Origin of the sequence: Streptomyces sp. TLI_146 (assembly GCF_002846415.1) — a bacterium.
Classification (GTDB): domain Bacteria; phylum Actinomycetota; class Actinomycetes; order Streptomycetales; family Streptomycetaceae; genus Streptomyces.
In genome coordinates this window covers 189,437-205,885 of the sequence record NZ_PJMX01000001.1, presented here as the reverse complement: position 1 = coordinate 205,885, position 16,449 = coordinate 189,437, and the positions used below count along the sequence as shown (strand labels likewise).

The following is a 16,449-nucleotide window of genomic DNA, read 5'->3' as shown; positions in this document are numbered from 1 at the left end:
GTTCAGCGTTGGGGAACGGCGTCCTTGGAGCGCTTGCAGCGATGGCGTGCCGACTCGGGGGTGCTTCGAGCTGCTCCGCTTCTGACGCAGATGCTACTGCTGCCACCGCGAATACGAGACCGGGTGGGCGGCCACGGATTGGCCCCTGGATACGTCGTGCGGTGGTGGCGCGCTCGGCCCCTGGCCGGGCCGCTCAAGATCATCTGGTTTGTGCTGCTGCTGTACATCGTGGGGCACATCGATGACATCGCCGACTGGGAACATCTGCGGTTGAGCGCGGATCCCGGACCACAGCCTGGCGTAGTGCAGGCACTGCTCAGCAACATCGTGGCTGTGCCGATGTCGGTGCGCCGCTGGGACTTTTCCACGATCAGCAGGGGGACGGAGATTCTCATCTGGGCCCTGATCCTGATCGCTGAGGTGCGGTTCATCAAGCGCGTGAACCTGACCAGTTCCGGCAGAGGCACGACACTGGCCGCCTACGATCTGGAGGGCCTTACCGGGTACGCAGACGGGGACAGCGCCCGCATGGAGGACCGACGCTGCTGGCCGGTCGTGGCCCTGCTGACGGTCGCTGCCCAGTGCGCCTCAGTTCTGCGGCGCTGGGAGGAAACCCAGCCAGACTGCCAGATTCCGCGCGTCTCCGTGCAGCCGGTCGAGCGCGCCATCTGGAGAGCCCACCGCACCCGCCGCGCCAGAGCCAGACGCCACAACGAACGGCAGTTCAAGGCACATGCCGCCCTGGTGGTAGGTGCGCTGCGACAAGCCGAAGCGCAACAGGACTCCAAGCCCGGCCCCGCTCTGGAGGACTTGACCGTGATGCTTCTGACCATCGCCGAACGCTACGCTGAGGGCCGTATTGACAACCTTCTCGACGCAGACCACCTCACAGGCGTGACTCCGGCTGCACCGAGAGAGCGTCTGCGGGGGATCGTGGTGGGGCTCACGGTCGTCCTGGTGATGGCTGGCGCAGCGTTCCTCGGCTTGCCCGACGCGGCTCTCATCCCTCTGCTGCCGGTCGTGGCCATCTTCGTCGCGGTCGTCGTCAACCGCGGGCGGATACCAACCGCGGGGCAGCTCACCGATCTGATCATCCCCCGATGAAGCGGAAGACCTTAAGGAGAAGAGCCCTGTCCTGAAGCCCGGCGGGAATCCGCTCCTACCCGCAGGTGATCGCGACAGCGAACTGGCCCACGGAGACAACGTCGTCTGGCTCGAGGACCCCGACCGCCCCCGACTGCGTCCGCCAGGCCTCGACCAGACCACCCGCCGCCGCGGGCAGGCGTCACGCCGAAAGCCGCGACTTGGAAGGGGGCGAAGGCGAAGCCCAGCCTTGGGGAGCTGCGTCTCCAGGCAGTCGGACGAACCAAAGCCTGGCCCCGGCCCGGCCCGGCCCGGCGCACAGCACCGCCTCCCATGCGCCCTGACCGGTACGGGGCGCGGCGTGGCCCGATGTACAGCCCTCAGCCGCCAGCTGGTCCTGCCCGGTCGGATGGGGAGCTCCACGAACGGGATCAGCATGCTCCGGGGCTCGTCGGCGGAGAGGGCGGCAAGATCATGGGTTTCGGTCTACCCCGGCTGGCCCTCCATCTCGGCCGGTGAGAGGCAGGGACCGTGCCCGGCCGTCCAGAGCCGTTCCATTGGGAGGCCTGAAGCCCTTGAACCGACCGAGGGGTCCTTGAGGAAGCGGGGCCACGGAAACCGCCCCGGGGAGTGCTGTGGGGGTCTTACGCTGAAGGTGATGGCCGGGGTTGGCCCGATCTATTTGCTTGATCTGCTGTCGCCTCGGTTTGGGTGGGTCGATGATGTGGGTCATCGGTGCCGAGACCAGTGAGGCGATGGGAGCAGGCGATGGCGGCCGGATGGGGTTTCCCTCAGCCTGAGGTCCTGCGGGTGTTGTACGTGACAGCGTCTTCGCGTGGGGATCTTCGGGTTGACGAGGAGATCCGTGAGGTCAAGGCGGCGGTGCGGGCAGCGGTGCACCGTGATGGGCTGCATATCGAGCATCTGCCGGCGGCGACCTTGACTGACCTGCTGAACGGGCTGAGCCGGGAGAGGCCGCATGTGGTGAGTTTTTCCGGGCACGCCAGCCGGGACCTTTTAGAGTTCGACACTGGCTCGGATGTTCACAACTCGGGCCACCGGATCCCGGCGGGGGTGTTCGCGCAGGCGGTGGGTGCAGTCGACACGCCGCCGCGCCTTGTCGTGCTCAACGCCTGCAAGTCCCAGGCGCAATTGGATGAGCTGGTGCGAGTGGTGCCGATAGCCGTGGGAATGACTGGCAGTATTGGTGATCCGGCCGCGATCGCTTTCGCAGCACGGTTTTACGCGGCGCTGGCCGACGGGCAGTCTGTGCGCGGCGCCTACCAGCTCGCCAGAGTCCAGTTGGCTGGCGCTAACTGTACGGCAGCCTACGCCGATCTACCGATCCTGGCCCACGGCCCCGGCATCGACCCCGCCAACACCGTGCTCGTTGTCCCCCCTACCAAGCCGGACCCGGCCCAAGGCTGACCGGATCCGGGGCCCGCCAAGCCTCTCCTTTTGGCGTCTCAAGCACCTGGCCGACTGGCCCGCGTGTCTCCTCTGGAGCGCCTCGGCTGCCGTTTCCCATGGTGGACCGGCCGAAAATCCTGGCAGAGCTGCTCGCACGGCTCACCGGTGGCCTCCCGAACACGGCTAAACCTTCTACTGTCGCTCTTATCGGAGCCGGTGGGTTCGGCAAGACCACGCTCGCGATCCAGGCTCTCAACGCGCCAGAGATACTGGAGCGGTTTCCCGGCGGGGCTTGGTGGACGCGGCTGGGCCAGAACGCGACGGGCCCAGCGCTGGCGGCCAAAGTCAACGACATCTACGCGCGAATCAGCGGCAGGCGGGCCCTTGTAACCGACCCGGAGCAAGCAGGCCTTGAGCTGGGCGACATGCTCGACCGGTGTCTGCCCACGCTTCTCGTCATCGATGACGTCTGGCATGCCGGGCAACTGTCGCCGTTCCTGTCTGGCGGTGATCGATGCACCCGGCTGGTGACCACAAGGGTGAGGGATGCCCTGCGGGGAGACGTCTGGCCAATGAGGGTCGACGAAATGAGCAGCGAGGAGACCGGGCGCCTCATCACCCACGGTGTGCATCTGGCCCTCGACGCCGCGGAGACCGAACACCTCGTCAGGACGGTCGGGCGATGGCCGCTGCTTGCCTCTCTCGTCAATGCCCAGCTGCGGATACGTACCGATCGAGGGGCCGCGCCGCATGAGGCGGCCGAGGCCGTCCTGTCTGTCTTGCGCGAGCACGGACCGTCCGGGATCGACGAACAGGACCCGCCAGGGATCGACGAGCACCAGGCACGGGCGAGGGCCGTCCGCCTGACGATTGAGGCGGGGCTGCGCCTGCTTGGCTCCGACCTGAGTGACCGATTCCTCGAACTGGGTATCTTCCCCGAGGACACCGACATCCACCGAGACGTGCTTGCCCTGCTGTGGGGCCGTACGGCTGGGCTGAGTTCAGCGCAGACGGCAGCCGCGTGCGCGGAATTCGCCGCTCTGTCGCTGGTGGCTGATGCGCGTGAGAAACCGCCGCTCATCCGATTGCACGACGTCATCCGCGACTACGCTCGGGCCGAGCTCGGCGTTCGTCAGGCCGATATTCACGAGGTGCTCCTGGAAGCCGCGGCCAACACTCTGCCGAGCGAAGATGACAACACCGCCTGGTGGAAGATTCCCGTACGGGCCGAGTACTGGTGGCAGCACCTCGTCCACCACATGGCACAGGCGCAGCAGCCGCAGCCACTGGAGGCGCTGGTGACGGAGCCACGCTGGATGCTGGCCCGACTGCACGCCTACGGCCCGGCCGCCGTCGAGTCGGACCTCACGCACTCGACTAGCCTGCTCGGGCCGCGGTTGCGGCACCTCATCGCACAGAACGCCCACCTGCTAGCACCATGCCAACCATCGCATGCGCTCTCCTGCACTCTGCTCGCCAGGTTGGAGGCGGTGCCATCCATCGACACCACGCCCGGATGGGCTGGCCTTGGCCACCCCTATCTGCGGCCTCACTGGCTACTGCCTGACCACGTCTCCCATGCCGTCCTGCGTACTCTCAGCGGGCACCGAGGCGCCGTGCGCGGCTGCGCCTTTCATCCTGGTGGGACGATCTTGGCCACCAGTGGCGAGGACGGTCTCGGCCTGTTGTGGGATATACGAGACGGCAGGCAACTGCATGTCCTGGACCCCGGTGGTCAGGTCCCGTTGCGGGCATGCGCGTTCCATCCCGATGGGACCCTGCTATTGACCGTCGGTCATGGCGGCACGGCACGGCTGTGGCACGTGGCTTCGGCCGAACCCGCAGGTGAACTGATCGGCCACCACGGCATCGTGCACACCGCCGCCTTCTCCCCGGACGGCACCTTGGCCGTAACCGGGGGTGCGGACCGCACGGTCAGAATCTGGCGCTTGCCCTCGAAGGAGCGGGCGCACGTCCTGCGCGGGCATCCGGGCGCGGTCCTCGACTGCGCGATCAGCCCTGATGGGAACGTCCTTGCCACCGTGGGCGGCGACCGAAGCGTGCGGCTATGGCACCTAAGTTCTGGCGAACCGTACGACGAGTTGCGGCCCGACGACCCGGCGCGCTTGACAGCATGCGCCTTTAGTGCCGACGGCCACCTCCTGGCCAGCGGCGACGCTGACGGTGCAGTACGTCTGTGGGACTGGGCGAGCGGCCGCCAGGTGAACGGCGCCATGTCCGGCCACGAGGCCGTCACTGCCTGCGACTTCTCACCCGCGGACCCACTCCTGGCTGCCGTCGGCACCGGCGGCCAATCAGCCTGGTTGTGGAACCGGATGACTCGTCAGGAGACGCGCATAGCGCACGGCACGGGAAAGGGTTCACAGTCTTGGGCCTGCGCCTACAGCCCGGACGGGTCACAGCTCGCGACAGGAGACCAAGACGGCTCAGTACGGCTGTGGAATCCATATGCCAGCGCAATCGCGCATGACATACTCGGGCGCCGCCGCGCCATGGACGCCGTTGTGTTCACCCCAGACGGTACTGCGCTGGTGACAACCAACGTAGGCGGCTCCACCTCGATCTGGAACGCGAGCGAGGGAGGGCTGCTGACTGAACTAGACACACATGCCAGACCAGGCACGCCCTGTGCCGTCAGCCCAGACGGGCGCCATCTCGGCGTGGTCGACGACGACGGAACTGCGGGAATCTACGAAAGGACAACTGGAGCCCGCTTGCATCGGCTGGCGGATCCTGCTTACGACATCGGGGCTTGCACGTTCACCTGTGACGGCGGATATCTTGTCACCGGCGGGAGCCGTGGAACGATCACGCTCTGGCGCGTCGCAGACGGTCAGGCCGTCGGCCAGTTCTCCGCCGGTACCTCGTTCATCACGGCCTGCTGCTTCAGCCCAAACGGCACGCTCTTCGCCACCGCCCATGTGGGAGGCGTGAACGTGTGGGACTGGGCTACTCGAAGCCAGCTCCGCACGCATTTTGGCACTCTCAGAGCTATTCCCACCTGTGCTTTCTCACCCGACGGCATGCTCCTTGCCGTCGCGGGCGAAGATCGTTCCGTTCGCTTCTGGCGTGCGACATCCGGCAAGCGCGGCCGCAAGGTGATCCGTTACCCCACTGGCTTACCTTCGTGCGCCTTCAACCCCGTCAGCGGACTGCTGGCAACCGCCGGACACGACGGAACGATCACCGTGTGGGACCTAGACGACGACACCAAACCTGTCGCGGGGACCAGGGTCGCCCTGCCAGTCGGCGGCTGCGCATGGTCCCCAGAAGGCCACCGGCTGGCCGCCGCAGGGCAGGCAGGGCTGTACCTCTTCGACTTCGTCCAGAGGAATTCTCGCTGACCCGGTGGTCACGGCCGCAGCGGAGCTTCCGGCCCCTGCGGCCGATGTGGGAGGGCAGGTCCGGATAAGGCGCCGCTCCAGAGAGTGTGCTGTGCCTCCAGGAACACGTCTGGACCAGCAGCCTGCACCACCGCTGTGGATGGTGTCCCGCACCCCCGCCTCACCGGGAATGCGCCAGATGGGATGAAGCCGCACGTCGCCCACTGCTGTTGGGTCCGTCGGGATCAGCGGTGAAGGTCTTTCACCTCCACTCGAACCACTGCTCTTCACGGCGCACCCACGATGTTCCGGTACACATCCGGCAGCCAACCGCGAGAGATCCTCTCGTGCCTTCTCCAGCCGGAACGCCAACTCTTCGGCCTCAGCTTGAAGTTCCTCCACTCGCTGTCGAGCAGCAGCCTCCCGTGCCTGAAGTTCTTCCGGCAAAGACACTATGGCGCCCCACCTCCGCCACAGTAGAAGTACGACGGCACAACCACACGCAAATCGCGTCTTCGCAGCTCAGCCAGCCCCCGAGAGGATCCGCCCCCCCCGCCAGGGTGGGAGACAGGCCCTGTCTCAAGGAGTCCTCAGTCTGCGTGGTTGGTGGCGCGTACGTGGTGGGGATGCGGGCACCAACGAAGCGGCCGGATGCTGAGGCTGTGCACAGGGCGCGGGTGTTCCTTGCTGGTCGGTAGTGTGGATGTCGGCGAAGCCGATCTTCCCGACGTGCAGGACGCACCAGCCGAACTGCTTCGTGGCGCTGGCCCACTGCGCGGGTGTGCCGGAGCCTGGAGTTCAGTCAGGACCATGGCCCGTGCGGGTGCTCGGATGATGTCCACCAGGCCCCGGCAGGTCAGGGCCGCATGACCGGAGGGCGCGCGTCTGCCCCGGGGGAATGCGGCGGTGAGCCCATGATCTCTCGGTTCAGGGATCCAACCGCGAGCACTTCGCAGCCTCTGTGCCGAAGTCGCCGCCCGCGATAGCCAGGGCCGGAACACCAGTCAGGCGAGGCGTCGCCGAGTGTGCTGAGTAATGCTCGCTCGCACGCTCCGGGCCCATCCACATGGTCGACGAAGTTGGCGATCAGCGCGAGGGCGCAGGTCATAGTGCGGGGTTCGCTGTCGGGGACGGGGCCTGCCTGCTCCCGCCAGGCCACCGGGTCGTTGCCATCAAAGGCGACGCGCACGATCTGGAGGACCATGGGCAAGTCGGCTGGGTCGACCACCTCGTGCCTCTGGGCGATCCTGTCCATCAGCTTATCGGTGAAGCGTTCGACGAAGTCTTCACGGCCCGGTTGGCCGGCGCCGATCTGGTCGAGGGCCCCGGCTATCAGAAACACAGTTCCGCGGAGGAGTTCGCCCGTGCCGTACAGGGCTGTGGCCGCGGTGATGCGCTTACTCAGCACGGGCCATGACCTCTGGTCGTCTGCCGTACGAAGGATTGTTGCCTGGTCCCACGCCGCCTGCACCGTGCCTACCTTGGCCCGTGCGCCTCTCACCGTCACAAGGCCGGGCGTAGGCGCGCGGAGCGGGCGTGCGGGTGGCGATGGCTGGGATCAGGCCCGAACGAGGACGCCTGCGGCGTATCCTGAACTTGCAGTGGTCAGCGGAGAGGGGGCCACAGGGCGTGCAGGTCGCGGGCGTCTCGGTGGGCGAGTTCGGCAGGATTGGGGGCCGCCGTCCACTGGTGGCGGGCGCCCGCCTGGTGGGGAGGGCGGGACAGATCCCGTCTATTTTTGCAGGTTCTCACCGCTCGTTGCCTGCGCTTCTGCCTGACCTTGGGTGTCTCGCGGCCGCACACCGTGTCGGATCGGAGGGATACCGCACACCTGGGGGGTTCCAGTCCCTGGCTGCCGTGGGTGTTCCCGGTGGAGATCCCGTTGGAAAGCTGCACGCATGTCCCCGGCAGGCCCGTGCCGGTGCCCTTTTTCTCAGGCTGGGATCCAGCCGGGTTCGGGGTCGGTGGGGTTGGCCAGGACCGCGGTGAGGCGCTCGGCTGTGGTGTAGGGGAGGCGGGGGTCTGCGAGGAAGGCGGAGGGTTCCACGGTGCGGGTGACGATGAGAGGTAGGACGCGCCAGTTCTGCGCAGGGGTGATGCCGCAGAGGCTGGCTGCCTGGTGGGGGTGGGCTGCGAGGGTGGCGGTCTTGGCCAGGAGTTTGTCGCAGTAATCCCGTGTGAATTTCTTGATGTGCTGGAGGAGTGCGGGTGCTGCGATGGCTGGTGTGGGGTTCTTCGCTTCGATCACCCACAGTCGCCCGGTCGTCGGATCGGCGACGAGGAGGTCGATCTCTCCGGCCAGTTCATGAATGCCGTGGGCGCGGGCGGTCTTCTCCAGGAGTGGAGACCGGTGGGCGTACCCCGCGGCACGGACTGCTTCGGCGATCTCCCGCTCCAAGTGCTTGTCGAGCTGCTGGCGGTGGCGCAACAGTGCCTGGGTGATCTTGTCGGGAAGGTCAGGGTGCGGGAGCCGGCCTCCGTCGAGGTAGGCCGCGTAGGCATCGCGCGCGGCGCAGGCGAGCCAGGGCAGGACGAGCAGTGTGTCGCCGACGGTGATGAGGGGCTGGATCAGGGGGCGGGAGCGGCGCTCGACTTCGGTGTAGGGGTGGGAGCCACTGCCGGCGGCGTTGCCCGTGTGCAGCCGGAGGCGGGCAACGGCCGCGCGGATCTCGCTGGCGGGAAGGTCGGACCACGAGGCGGCTTCGGCCGCCAAGTCCTCGGTGGTGACGGCGGCGATGCCATCGGGGTCGGTGGGCCAGTCGGCTGCGGTGGCAAGGACGGCACCGAGTGCAGAGAAGCCGCAGCCCCATTCTTCGTGGAGCAGCCGGTCGGCCCGTGCGAGCTGGCTGCCCGCTGGTAGCTCGGGCGGGGTGAAGGCGACTTCGGTGCGGGGAGGCGGGGCGGCGAGTACGGCGGCGCCATCGGTGAGTGCAGGCTCGGCGGCCATCAGCCGGGCAGTCAGGAGCTGTTGCCGGGCTTGGTGGTAGGCATCGGCATCGAAGCCCAGGTGTTCGTGCTGCTCGGGGCTGCTGTCGGCGTCCGTGTCGTCGGTGTCGGGGCCGGTGGTGAGGGTGAAGACGCCGCTGGGGGCGATGTCCAGGCGGAGGTCGTGCAGGCGCCGGGAGGCGGCGACCGCGGTGAGCCCGCTGCGCAGCACGAGTTCGGCCAGCGCCGCGAGGTCGGCGATGGCCAGGACGTCCACGGCCCTTTCTCCGGAGGGAGGGCTCGTGAGCGCGTGTTGCAGGAGCAGCTGCAGGGCAGTGGTGCTGCGTGCCCCGTCGGCCTGGCGCCGGTGGGCCTCGTAAGTCCAGTTTTCCGCCCAGGGGGTGGCGAGGTTGACGGCGCTCTGCTGGGCCGAGCGGGTCCTGTCGGCCCAGGCAGCGTTCAACTGCCGCGCCAGCTCTGGCATGAGAGAGGGCTGAAAGGCACGGATCTGCTGGTCCAGTTCACCTTCCAGGGCGTGCAGCAGCTGCTCGCCGGGCCCGCCCCGGCGATATGCGTCCGGGCCGCGCCAGCTGCCCGCCGGCACCTCGGCAGACCGTACTGCGGCGGCCGCGGCGCGCAAGGCCCGGGCATGCACGTGAGGGGAGTTCGGCAGGGTGAAGGCAGGGGCGGTGGCGGGCCACGCGTGGGTGGCGGCCGTGAGGCGAAGGACCGGGTGGGTGCTGTTCCAGGCCGCGCTGAAGGCCTCGGCACCGGTGCCCGGCTTGGCGCCGCGGCCGAGGCGGACCTGCTCGATGAGGTGGTGCAGGAGCCTGCCCACGATGGCGTGACCTTCGCGGCCGTCTCCCGAGAACGCGGCGAGCAGCGGCGGGTCGATCTCGATGCCGATCCGCCCGGTGTCCGCATCCACGCTGGATCGAAGCAGCAGCCACTCCTCAGAGCCTCGCTCGCCGTCACTCCTCATTCCGCAAGGCGGGGTGGGCGATTGGGGGCTGGCCGGGTGCGCGTGGGCCTGGCGAGCGACGCTCATCTGCACCAGGAGCGGTGCACCGTGAGGGAGGGTGGCATGTGTAACTACCGGTCCCAGGGTGGTGAACGTGGTGCGCAGTGACTCGGCCAGTCCGCTCATCGCCACCACGTCCAGGATCGCGCCTGGCCCCCTGTCCGGAACGGCGACGATCACCAGCGGTGGGAGGGTGGCCGCCCGCACCATCACGAGCCCTTCCGGCGTGGCGTGATCAAGGTCGGCGTACGTGCCGGCCGCGCCGCCCTGCGCTGGGCTGAGCCGCGTGTGCAGGAAGTCTTCGGCAGGCGGCAGCTGGACGGCGGCCAGGACCTCGTCGACGCCCGACCAGGCAGCGGCCCGGTCCCAGACCTCATCGCGCACGGATTCGGTGGCCACGCCCGCGACGTTGTCGCCATCGGGGCCCGGGACCAGCAGCGCGCCCGTACGGTGCCAGGCCGACCATGCCGTGAGGGCGTCCCGGTAGCCGATGCCGTGGATGCCTGGGTGTTGCGTCAGCTCCAGGACGAACAGGGCCAACAGCGCGAGGTTGCCCTCGGCGTCGTGCAGGATTTCGGCCACCTCCTCCACGTGCAGGTAGAGGGTGTCGTAGACCAGCTCGGGCCCCAGGAACCGTGGGCCGCCATAGACCACGAGCCGTCCGCGGTCTTGCGCGGTGTCGGCGAGCGCTGCGCGGCCTTCTTCCAGACGAGTGGCCAAGCTGCTCTCCGCGACAGCGCTGACGATGGCGATGTCGTAGCGATGGCTGGGTGAGGACAGCACACACACCGGACCCGGCCGGGCGGGGACGGTGTCCAGCCCCAGCAGGCGGGCCAGCCGGCCAACGGTCAGATCCTGCATGCGCGCCTCGGACGCTTTGAGAGCATCGGGAGGCAGCAAGGAGAGGAGGCGGGCGACGGCCGGGGCAACCGCGTCTGTCGCCGCACAGGCCGGAACGGGAAGGCACCGACCATGCGCGCTCAGCGCGAGCACCGGGCCGAGCAGGGGCGCTTCGGGGTGGTAGCGCAGTTTCAGATCCTCGATGCGGCACGTCAGCCACTGCAATGCCCGCCCAGCGCGCTCCGGGCAACGGCACAGGGACACCAGTGCTTGCGGATCGGCACGGGCAACCTCGGCAGCCGCGTACACCTCGGCGGCCGTGACCTCGCAGGCGAGCGGGCCTGCCTCCTCACTATCCCCGGCACTATTCGGCTCCGGCCAGGCTGCCGACAGGGCCCTCAGGCTCCGATCGCTCAGCCGCAGAGCCAGCTCAAGGACATCCTCCACCCCGAACCCGACAACCTTCCGCAAAGGCCCGTCCACAGCCCCCGCAGTCAGCTTCAACGAGCGCAGGAACAGCAACGGGTGAGCAAGCTGCCCCGGGTGCACCAGCAGACGATCCTCACCCATCGAGAACCGTACTCGGCCGCGAACGTCACTGGGATCCCGCTCGGTCACCACACCGCGTCCAGGCGCCGCGCGCCCAGCGGCTTCCATCAGCAACGACAGGTCGCCAGCACCAGCTGGAACACCGCCTCGGGCGGGGGAGCGCAGAACGCGAGAAAACAGCAACAAGAGATGATCATGAAAGCGGATGGCGCCCGGTGAGGCGAGCGCTGCCTGAAGCAGGACGATGAGTGACTCGGTCGAAAAACGCGCCAAGGCCCGGTCGAGGACCTTCCACTCCACACGTCGATACTGCGTGGAGGTGAGGCGCCTAGCGGCCATCGCATGTCCATTCCCCGTCCGGAGTGATCTGCACCGACAGACTGACAGACAACTCCCCAGCCAGAGGCCTGATTTGCTTCGGCCTCTCTCCAGCCTCCAGAAATGTGCTGTCGGCGACTTTTCGAGCGTCGCCGACAGATGACCAGGGCGGGTGCTGAGGAAGACGTATCCGCGCTTTGTCGTAACGGGTCGCGACGGCGCGGTAGTTCTTCAGCTTGTTGATGGCCCTCTCGACGGTCGACGTGGGCAGAGCCCTGGGGCGATTTCATGCGTGGCGCGACCCTAGTCACCTCCATGGTCGACGTGTACGGACGAGCGGCCGCTGAGCGGATCTACGGCGCTGAACTGGTGCAGCATGCACTCCGCCTGGCGATCGGCAGCCGCAGCTCGCTGATGTCGTTGGGATACGCGGAGGAAGGCATGATCGCCGCATTTAGGTGCTGTTGATCCGGTATTGAGTCGTGATCCTTTAAATGGTCCCTGTCCGACTCCCGGGTCCGACCGGGAACAGCACTGGGATACAAGGAGATCACTATGTCCATCGCCCGCAGGAGAACGAGGCTCGCGGGGGCCGTGCTCGGTATGACAGCCCTGGCCGCGCTCGCCTCAACTGCGACGGCCACCGCCTCGCCCTCTCGCTCCCCGAACGGAACTGTCGCCAGAGCCGCAGCAGCGGGCGGCACGACCGGCCTCCAGTACTGGGTCAACTGTGAGGAAGGGAGTGACGGGATGGGCACCAACCCGACGATCTCCACGATCCTCACCGGCAAGCGCATCGTCCAGGGGTCGGCACGTCAGGGCAACACGCTGGTGCTCGACTTCAAGTACACATACGTGCACGTCATTCCCAGCCCGTGGGGCGGCACCCCGTCCCGCGTCGCCGTAGAAGACGATCTCTCCTGCGGGAAGAGCTTAAGCAGCGGCAACATCCTCTTCCACACCCGCAACGGCAAGGTCGTGAACCCGTAGATCTCTGATAGGCATCAGCCCTGCTGGGCAGTCCTGTCTCCAGCGCTGCCCAGCCGATGCCCCTCAGTGAGAGCTGTTTCATCTCCCTGACAGGGTGTTCAGACATGGTTCGAGGCCCGTACCGACTGATCGGTGCGGGCCTCGCTCAACTGCACGTGCGCGCCGCTGAGGCGGCCTGTCTTTGAACCCCCGCCTGCGCCCCGGCGGCCTACACGCACGCTCTATCAGCGGCGCCCGACCTCCGGGCGGACGACGGGGGTTCAAAGACGGGTTCTGGCCTCTTCGAGGTTGTCCGAGTCATCGAAGAGGTAGGCAACCGCAGCACGGGCTACCGAGAGCTGTGCCGTCAGCTTTCGGGCATGCCTCTCGTCGTTCGCGCGTGTGGACCGAGCCCTCAAGATCAGGAGGCCCGCCTTCATCTTCGTGAAGAATGCGTCGGCTTCCTGCCGGACCGCCCTGCGCAGCAACAGCATGTCGACGAGGTTCTCCGTGCGCCGGACACCTCGCCGCGCCCATTTCCTCAACCTCGGAGTCACCTCGATGGACTGCTCAGTCTCCTTCAGCAACCTCTTCAGCTCCGCGAGAGCCTTCAATGCCCCCGCAAGAGCAGGCCCGACAAGGGCATCCGGCTCCGGCACGGTGGAGAGCATCGGCACCTGGCGCTCCTCAGTCGTCTCGTCGCCAGACTCCATCATGCAGACCAGCGCCTCGCGGACACGGCGGACACTGTCTGGTTTCTGTGCCGCCTCAATGGCATCGACGAACTCGGTGTGAGCGGCGGCCAGCAACTGGTCGAGGCGGCCGTCGTCCTTGGTTCGGGCGCTTTCGTCGAGCGTGAAGTCACGCATCCTCTTCTCCTTCCGCCCAGCCGAGCGCGACCTTCAGACGTGCGCGTGCACGGGAGACTCTCGTGTAGACAGTGCCGAGTTCCACATTGAGCGCCACAGCGATCTCGCCCGCGTCGGCGTCGCTGAGCACGAACGCCATCACGGTGCGCTCGCCTGATGGCAGCTGCGCGACCGCCTCCCTGATCCTCGCGGTCATCTCGGACAGCTCCACGCACCTCACGGGGTCAAGGCCGCCGGGCAGCACCGGCAGTTGATCCATCGGCACCTCACGAGTCCGTTCCCCCTGCCTCAGATAGGCATGAAAGGCGACCGTCCGCAGATAGGCATGGGGGAACTCGATGGACCTCCACAGGTGAGGTAGCAACTTGAGCAGGCAGTCATGCGCCAAGTCGTCCGCGTCGTGCAGGTCCGCCCCCAGGTACGCCAAAAACGCTGTCAGATGCTTCTTCTGCGCACGATAGAAGGCAGGGAAATCATCGCGCCGTACGGTCTGCTCCCGCAGGGAGCGTCCCTCCTGCTGGCGCGGGAAGGACTCTTCCTGCCCGGCCTGCACCGGGGCTTCGCTCATGAGACCGCCTCACTCAACGGCAGTTTGACGGTGACGCACCGACCGTCGGGGTGCTGCTCAGTGATCTCGCTGCCGGGCGGCAGCAGACCGATGGTCGCAATCAGTGCCGCGTACTGCTCCTGCTCGCGACGGACCTCCAGCTCGACACGGCGCCGATGCATCCGCGCACTCAGCCAGACGTATCCCACCCTGGACACCGACGCAACCGCGCCAACGCCCGCAGTGACGGTGACCGGATCCATGAAGCGCTCCCTCTTCTCCGCAGCGCGTTCCGAGCGCCGCACACCTCCCTAAGCCAGAATCCGCTCCGGACTTACATCCACTTCTGAAACTTCGTAGGAACCCACAAAGGGGAGACGGCCGATAGGTCCTCTCGGAGTGTCTGGTCATCTCCTCACCAGGGCCTGCCGAACAGCGGCCCTGAGCACTCCGTCTGCCCCATCGCTTTGGATACCGCCGCGACGTTCTCGTACACGAAGCCGTGCGCTTGCTCGGGCCTCCTGGCCTGGATCGCTGCGCACATCTCCCGGGTGACGCGGTGCCCGTTGAATGGCGGCCAGCCGTCCACTTCGGTGCGCAGGGACGTGTTGTCCCTGCCGAGCACGGCGGCGGCCAGTCCCGGGCCGTGGATGCTGAGAGCCTGTCGTTGACCCGTCGCCTGCGCCCCGGCGGCCGGCACGCACGCGCTCTCCCCCCCGCGCCCCCCTCCGGGCGGACGACGGGGGTTCACAGGCAGGCTCTGAAGCACCGCGAGACCGGCCGCATCCACTTGTGCGACATCCCGTGAGTTCCTGTGAGATCCGCCTGGTCCTTGATTTCCATGGCCTCTGCGTGTTTATGACTCCCGCCGGGGGGCCTCCCCTCGTGGTGGCACGCCCAGATGACCAGGGGAGCGTTGGAACCGACGCAGTACCTGGTGACTGGCACCCCTGGAGTCGACTCAGTGCCAGCGAGAAAATCACGGCGGCTGGCGTGATCGGCATGCCCCCGATACGCCAGAAATCCACCACGGCTTGATCTTGGAGTCTGGGCGGTCCGTTACGACGCGGCGTCCCAAGCTCGGAGACGGGCTCTTGTGGCCGCGACATTGTGGTTCGCCGTAGCGGGCCGGTCTCATCTGCGGAGCGGCTGGCGCCAGACCTCGGAGAAGTTGTGCAGCTGCACTTCGCGAACCACCGCGCCGTGTGGCAGGTCGGGTATGTGGCCGAGGTTGATCGGGCCTTGCTGGAGGACAACAGTCCCCAAGAGTCGGGAGGAGTGCCACCGGGTCAGGACCAAGTCGCCGTCAGCCGCGACGGTCATCATGCCCCTGCTCGCGGAGAACGCCGCCCTCCGCGAGTACACCACGAACAGCTCGGCCGGTGTCCCCCAGCTCCCGCTCAGCCGGGCACGCGCTACCCGCGAGTGACCGACCTGACCTCCGCTAATGCGATTGCTTGTATGCCGTCATGACTTCGGAAAACGGGATGCGCATCTTGTAGAGATGGCTATGCTTTTCCATGCTCGCCACAATTCCCAGGACTGCATCCCGTGAGGGAGGGGGCGTGATGTCCCTTATTTGTCCCGCTGTAGCGAGATTCAGAAACTTGGCAATCGAGGCTTGCCTATTCAATGAGCCACGCAGCATTAGCAACGTTAGCCATCCCAGGGAGTCCTGCACCCCACTTAGGGCGGCAAGGAAGCTGACCCTCATTAGGCGGTAAGCCGCAACATCGTTCTCGGGCGTATTCAGCAACTCGACATCCGCCTTGTATTGCATCTCGGCAGGCATCGAAAGGGAAAGGTTTGGGTAGTTGGGGCGCTCAGTAACGAGGTCCACATACCGAATATCAGGCTCCTCGCGCAGGGGGGCCGAGGGCGCTGTTTCGTAGGTGAACGCATCGTCGATGATCTTCGCGACGTCGGTAGGGTTGGCCCACTCAGTGAGGTCGCCCAGACGGGGAACTGCACCGAGACCCCATGCGAAGTAGCCCAACTCTTCAGACTGGACGGCCAGTTGTGCTTCCACCGTAGATCACCTCCTCGGTCACCCTGTGGAGATCGTCGTATTTTACTAGAGAGACCCTTCGGATCAGTTCCGGGGTGACCGCACGGGGCACCCCGATCTCATTGAGCCACGGCTTTTGGTCTGCCCACAAGTCATACTTTCTTCGAACGCTGTTGAAGTCGAGCGTGTCACCCAGGCCGCAATCATTAATCTCGATCACATATCCGGGCGTGTCATCTTCAAGTGCAAAATTAAGAGCGACGCTCTTCGTCGACGCGAAGGAGACGTAAGGGCTGAGGGTTCGGGTGTCCTGATAAGAAAGTAGTAGATTGAACAGCCGATCCTTCGCCGTCTTGGATCGTCTGTCGATTTCGACTTGTCTCAACGCCCAAGCAATTTCTTCCAGCTCATGTTCTGTGCACTTTTCGGGATCTCGCGATTCGCGCATTGTCATCGCCAGAATTGGCATACCTGGCGTCCATTGCTTCTGTCCCCGAAATAGCTTTCTCGCCACGGCCATGGCTTCTCCCGGTAGGAATTGCCTTCCTAATAGGTTAGGCGCAAGA

General features: G+C 66.5%; 13 protein-coding genes and 1 pseudogene. 5 read left to right on the top strand and 9 right to left on the bottom strand.

Annotation, left to right across the window (positions count from 1 at the left end):
* Positions 1 to 210 precede the first annotated feature (210 nt).
* The 3 genes from BX283_RS41215 to BX283_RS00885 all read left to right on the top strand — a co-directional run bounded on the left by BX283_RS41215 (position 211) and on the right by BX283_RS00885 (position 5,858).
* A complete protein-coding gene (locus BX283_RS41215) occupies positions 211 to 1,104 on the top strand; it encodes a hypothetical protein (protein ID WP_257581641.1) in 894 nt (297 codons plus the stop codon).
* 747 nt (positions 1,105 to 1,851) lie between these two features.
* Positions 1,852 to 2,511: a CHAT domain-containing protein gene (locus BX283_RS00890; RefSeq protein ID WP_143676322.1), complete on the top strand. Its 660-nt coding sequence runs from the start codon at positions 1,852 to 1,854 to the stop codon at positions 2,509 to 2,511.
* Positions 2,512 to 2,609: 98 nt separating this feature from the next.
* Positions 2,610 to 5,858, top strand: coding sequence for an NB-ARC domain-containing protein (locus tag BX283_RS00885; protein WP_101385779.1), 3,249 nt, complete (start codon positions 2,610 to 2,612; stop codon positions 5,856 to 5,858).
* A gap of 835 nt (positions 5,859 to 6,693) precedes the next feature.
* Here the strand turns inward: BX283_RS00885 and BX283_RS00880 are convergent.
* The 3 genes and pseudogenes from BX283_RS00880 to BX283_RS42335 form a co-directional block, all read right to left on the bottom strand.
* Positions 6,694 to 7,245 (bottom strand): hypothetical protein, encoded by a 552-nt coding sequence (locus BX283_RS00880; protein ID WP_143676321.1) that lies wholly within the window; start codon positions 7,243 to 7,245, stop codon positions 6,694 to 6,696.
* Between the two features lie 525 nt (positions 7,246 to 7,770).
* Positions 7,771 to 11,472, bottom strand: coding sequence for a hypothetical protein (locus BX283_RS00875; protein ID WP_257581640.1), 3,702 nt, complete (start codon positions 11,470 to 11,472; stop codon positions 7,771 to 7,773).
* A 189-nt stretch (positions 11,473 to 11,661) separates the two neighbouring features.
* Positions 11,662 to 11,746 (bottom strand): annotated as a pseudogene (locus BX283_RS42335) (IS5/IS1182 family transposase); the annotation flags it as partial.
* Between the two features lie 59 nt (positions 11,747 to 11,805).
* Here BX283_RS42335 and BX283_RS40295 point away from each other — a divergent pair.
* Both BX283_RS40295 and BX283_RS39900 read left to right on the top strand, forming a co-directional pair.
* A complete protein-coding gene (locus tag BX283_RS40295) occupies positions 11,806 to 11,958 on the top strand; it encodes a hypothetical protein (RefSeq protein WP_180356983.1) in 153 nt (50 codons plus the stop codon).
* A gap of 87 nt (positions 11,959 to 12,045) precedes the next feature.
* On the top strand, positions 12,046 to 12,480 hold the full coding sequence (locus BX283_RS39900) for a hypothetical protein (RefSeq protein WP_143676320.1): 435 nt from the start codon (positions 12,046 to 12,048) through the stop codon (positions 12,478 to 12,480).
* 260 nt (positions 12,481 to 12,740) lie between these two features.
* Here the strand turns inward: BX283_RS39900 and BX283_RS00860 are convergent, their stop codons facing one another.
* The 6 genes from BX283_RS00860 to BX283_RS39895 all read right to left on the bottom strand — a co-directional run bounded on the left by BX283_RS00860 (position 12,741) and on the right by BX283_RS39895 (position 16,403).
* Complete coding sequence (locus BX283_RS00860; RefSeq protein WP_101385774.1) at positions 12,741 to 13,328, bottom strand: hypothetical protein; 588 nt, start codon at positions 13,326 to 13,328, stop codon at positions 12,741 to 12,743.
* On the bottom strand, positions 13,321 to 13,896 hold the full coding sequence (locus BX283_RS00855) for an RNA polymerase sigma factor (RefSeq protein ID WP_101385773.1): 576 nt from the start codon (positions 13,894 to 13,896) through the stop codon (positions 13,321 to 13,323). The genes BX283_RS00860 and BX283_RS00855 overlap by 8 nt, the downstream gene beginning before the upstream one ends.
* On the bottom strand, positions 13,893 to 14,138 hold the full coding sequence (locus BX283_RS00850) for a hypothetical protein (RefSeq protein WP_143676319.1): 246 nt from the start codon (positions 14,136 to 14,138) through the stop codon (positions 13,893 to 13,895). The genes BX283_RS00855 and BX283_RS00850 overlap by 4 nt, the downstream gene beginning before the upstream one ends.
* A gap of 152 nt (positions 14,139 to 14,290) precedes the next feature.
* A complete protein-coding gene (locus BX283_RS00845) occupies positions 14,291 to 14,575 on the bottom strand; it encodes a hypothetical protein (protein WP_101385771.1) in 285 nt (94 codons plus the stop codon).
* Positions 14,576 to 15,319: 744 nt separating this feature from the next.
* Positions 15,320 to 15,904 (bottom strand): hypothetical protein, encoded by a 585-nt coding sequence (locus BX283_RS00835; RefSeq protein ID WP_101385769.1) that lies wholly within the window; start codon positions 15,902 to 15,904, stop codon positions 15,320 to 15,322.
* Entirely contained in the window at positions 15,876 to 16,403 is a 528-nt protein-coding gene (locus BX283_RS39895; protein ID WP_143676318.1) for a hypothetical protein, read from the bottom strand. The genes BX283_RS00835 and BX283_RS39895 overlap by 29 nt, the downstream gene beginning before the upstream one ends.
* Positions 16,404 to 16,449 lie beyond the last annotated feature (46 nt).

Coding starts and splice junctions, on each gene's coding strand:
- BX283_RS39900 (WP_143676320.1), top strand. CDS start 12,046: ATGTCCATCGCCCGCAGGAGAACGAGGCTCGCGGGGGCCGTGCTCGGT.
- BX283_RS00885 (WP_101385779.1), top strand. CDS start 2,610: ATGGTGGACCGGCCGAAAATCCTGGCAGAGCTGCTCGCACGGCTCACC.
- BX283_RS00855 (WP_101385773.1), bottom strand. CDS start 13,896: ATGAGCGAAGCCCCGGTGCAGGCCGGGCAGGAAGAGTCCTTCCCGCGC.
- BX283_RS00860 (WP_101385774.1), bottom strand. CDS start 13,328: ATGCGTGACTTCACGCTCGACGAAAGCGCCCGAACCAAGGACGACGGC.
- BX283_RS00850 (WP_143676319.1), bottom strand. CDS start 14,138: ATGGATCCGGTCACCGTCACTGCGGGCGTTGGCGCGGTTGCGTCGGTG.
- BX283_RS40295 (WP_180356983.1), top strand. CDS start 11,806: ATGGTCGACGTGTACGGACGAGCGGCCGCTGAGCGGATCTACGGCGCT.
- BX283_RS00890 (WP_143676322.1), top strand. CDS start 1,852: ATGGCGGCCGGATGGGGTTTCCCTCAGCCTGAGGTCCTGCGGGTGTTG.
- BX283_RS39895 (WP_143676318.1), bottom strand. CDS start 16,403: ATGGCCGTGGCGAGAAAGCTATTTCGGGGACAGAAGCAATGGACGCCA.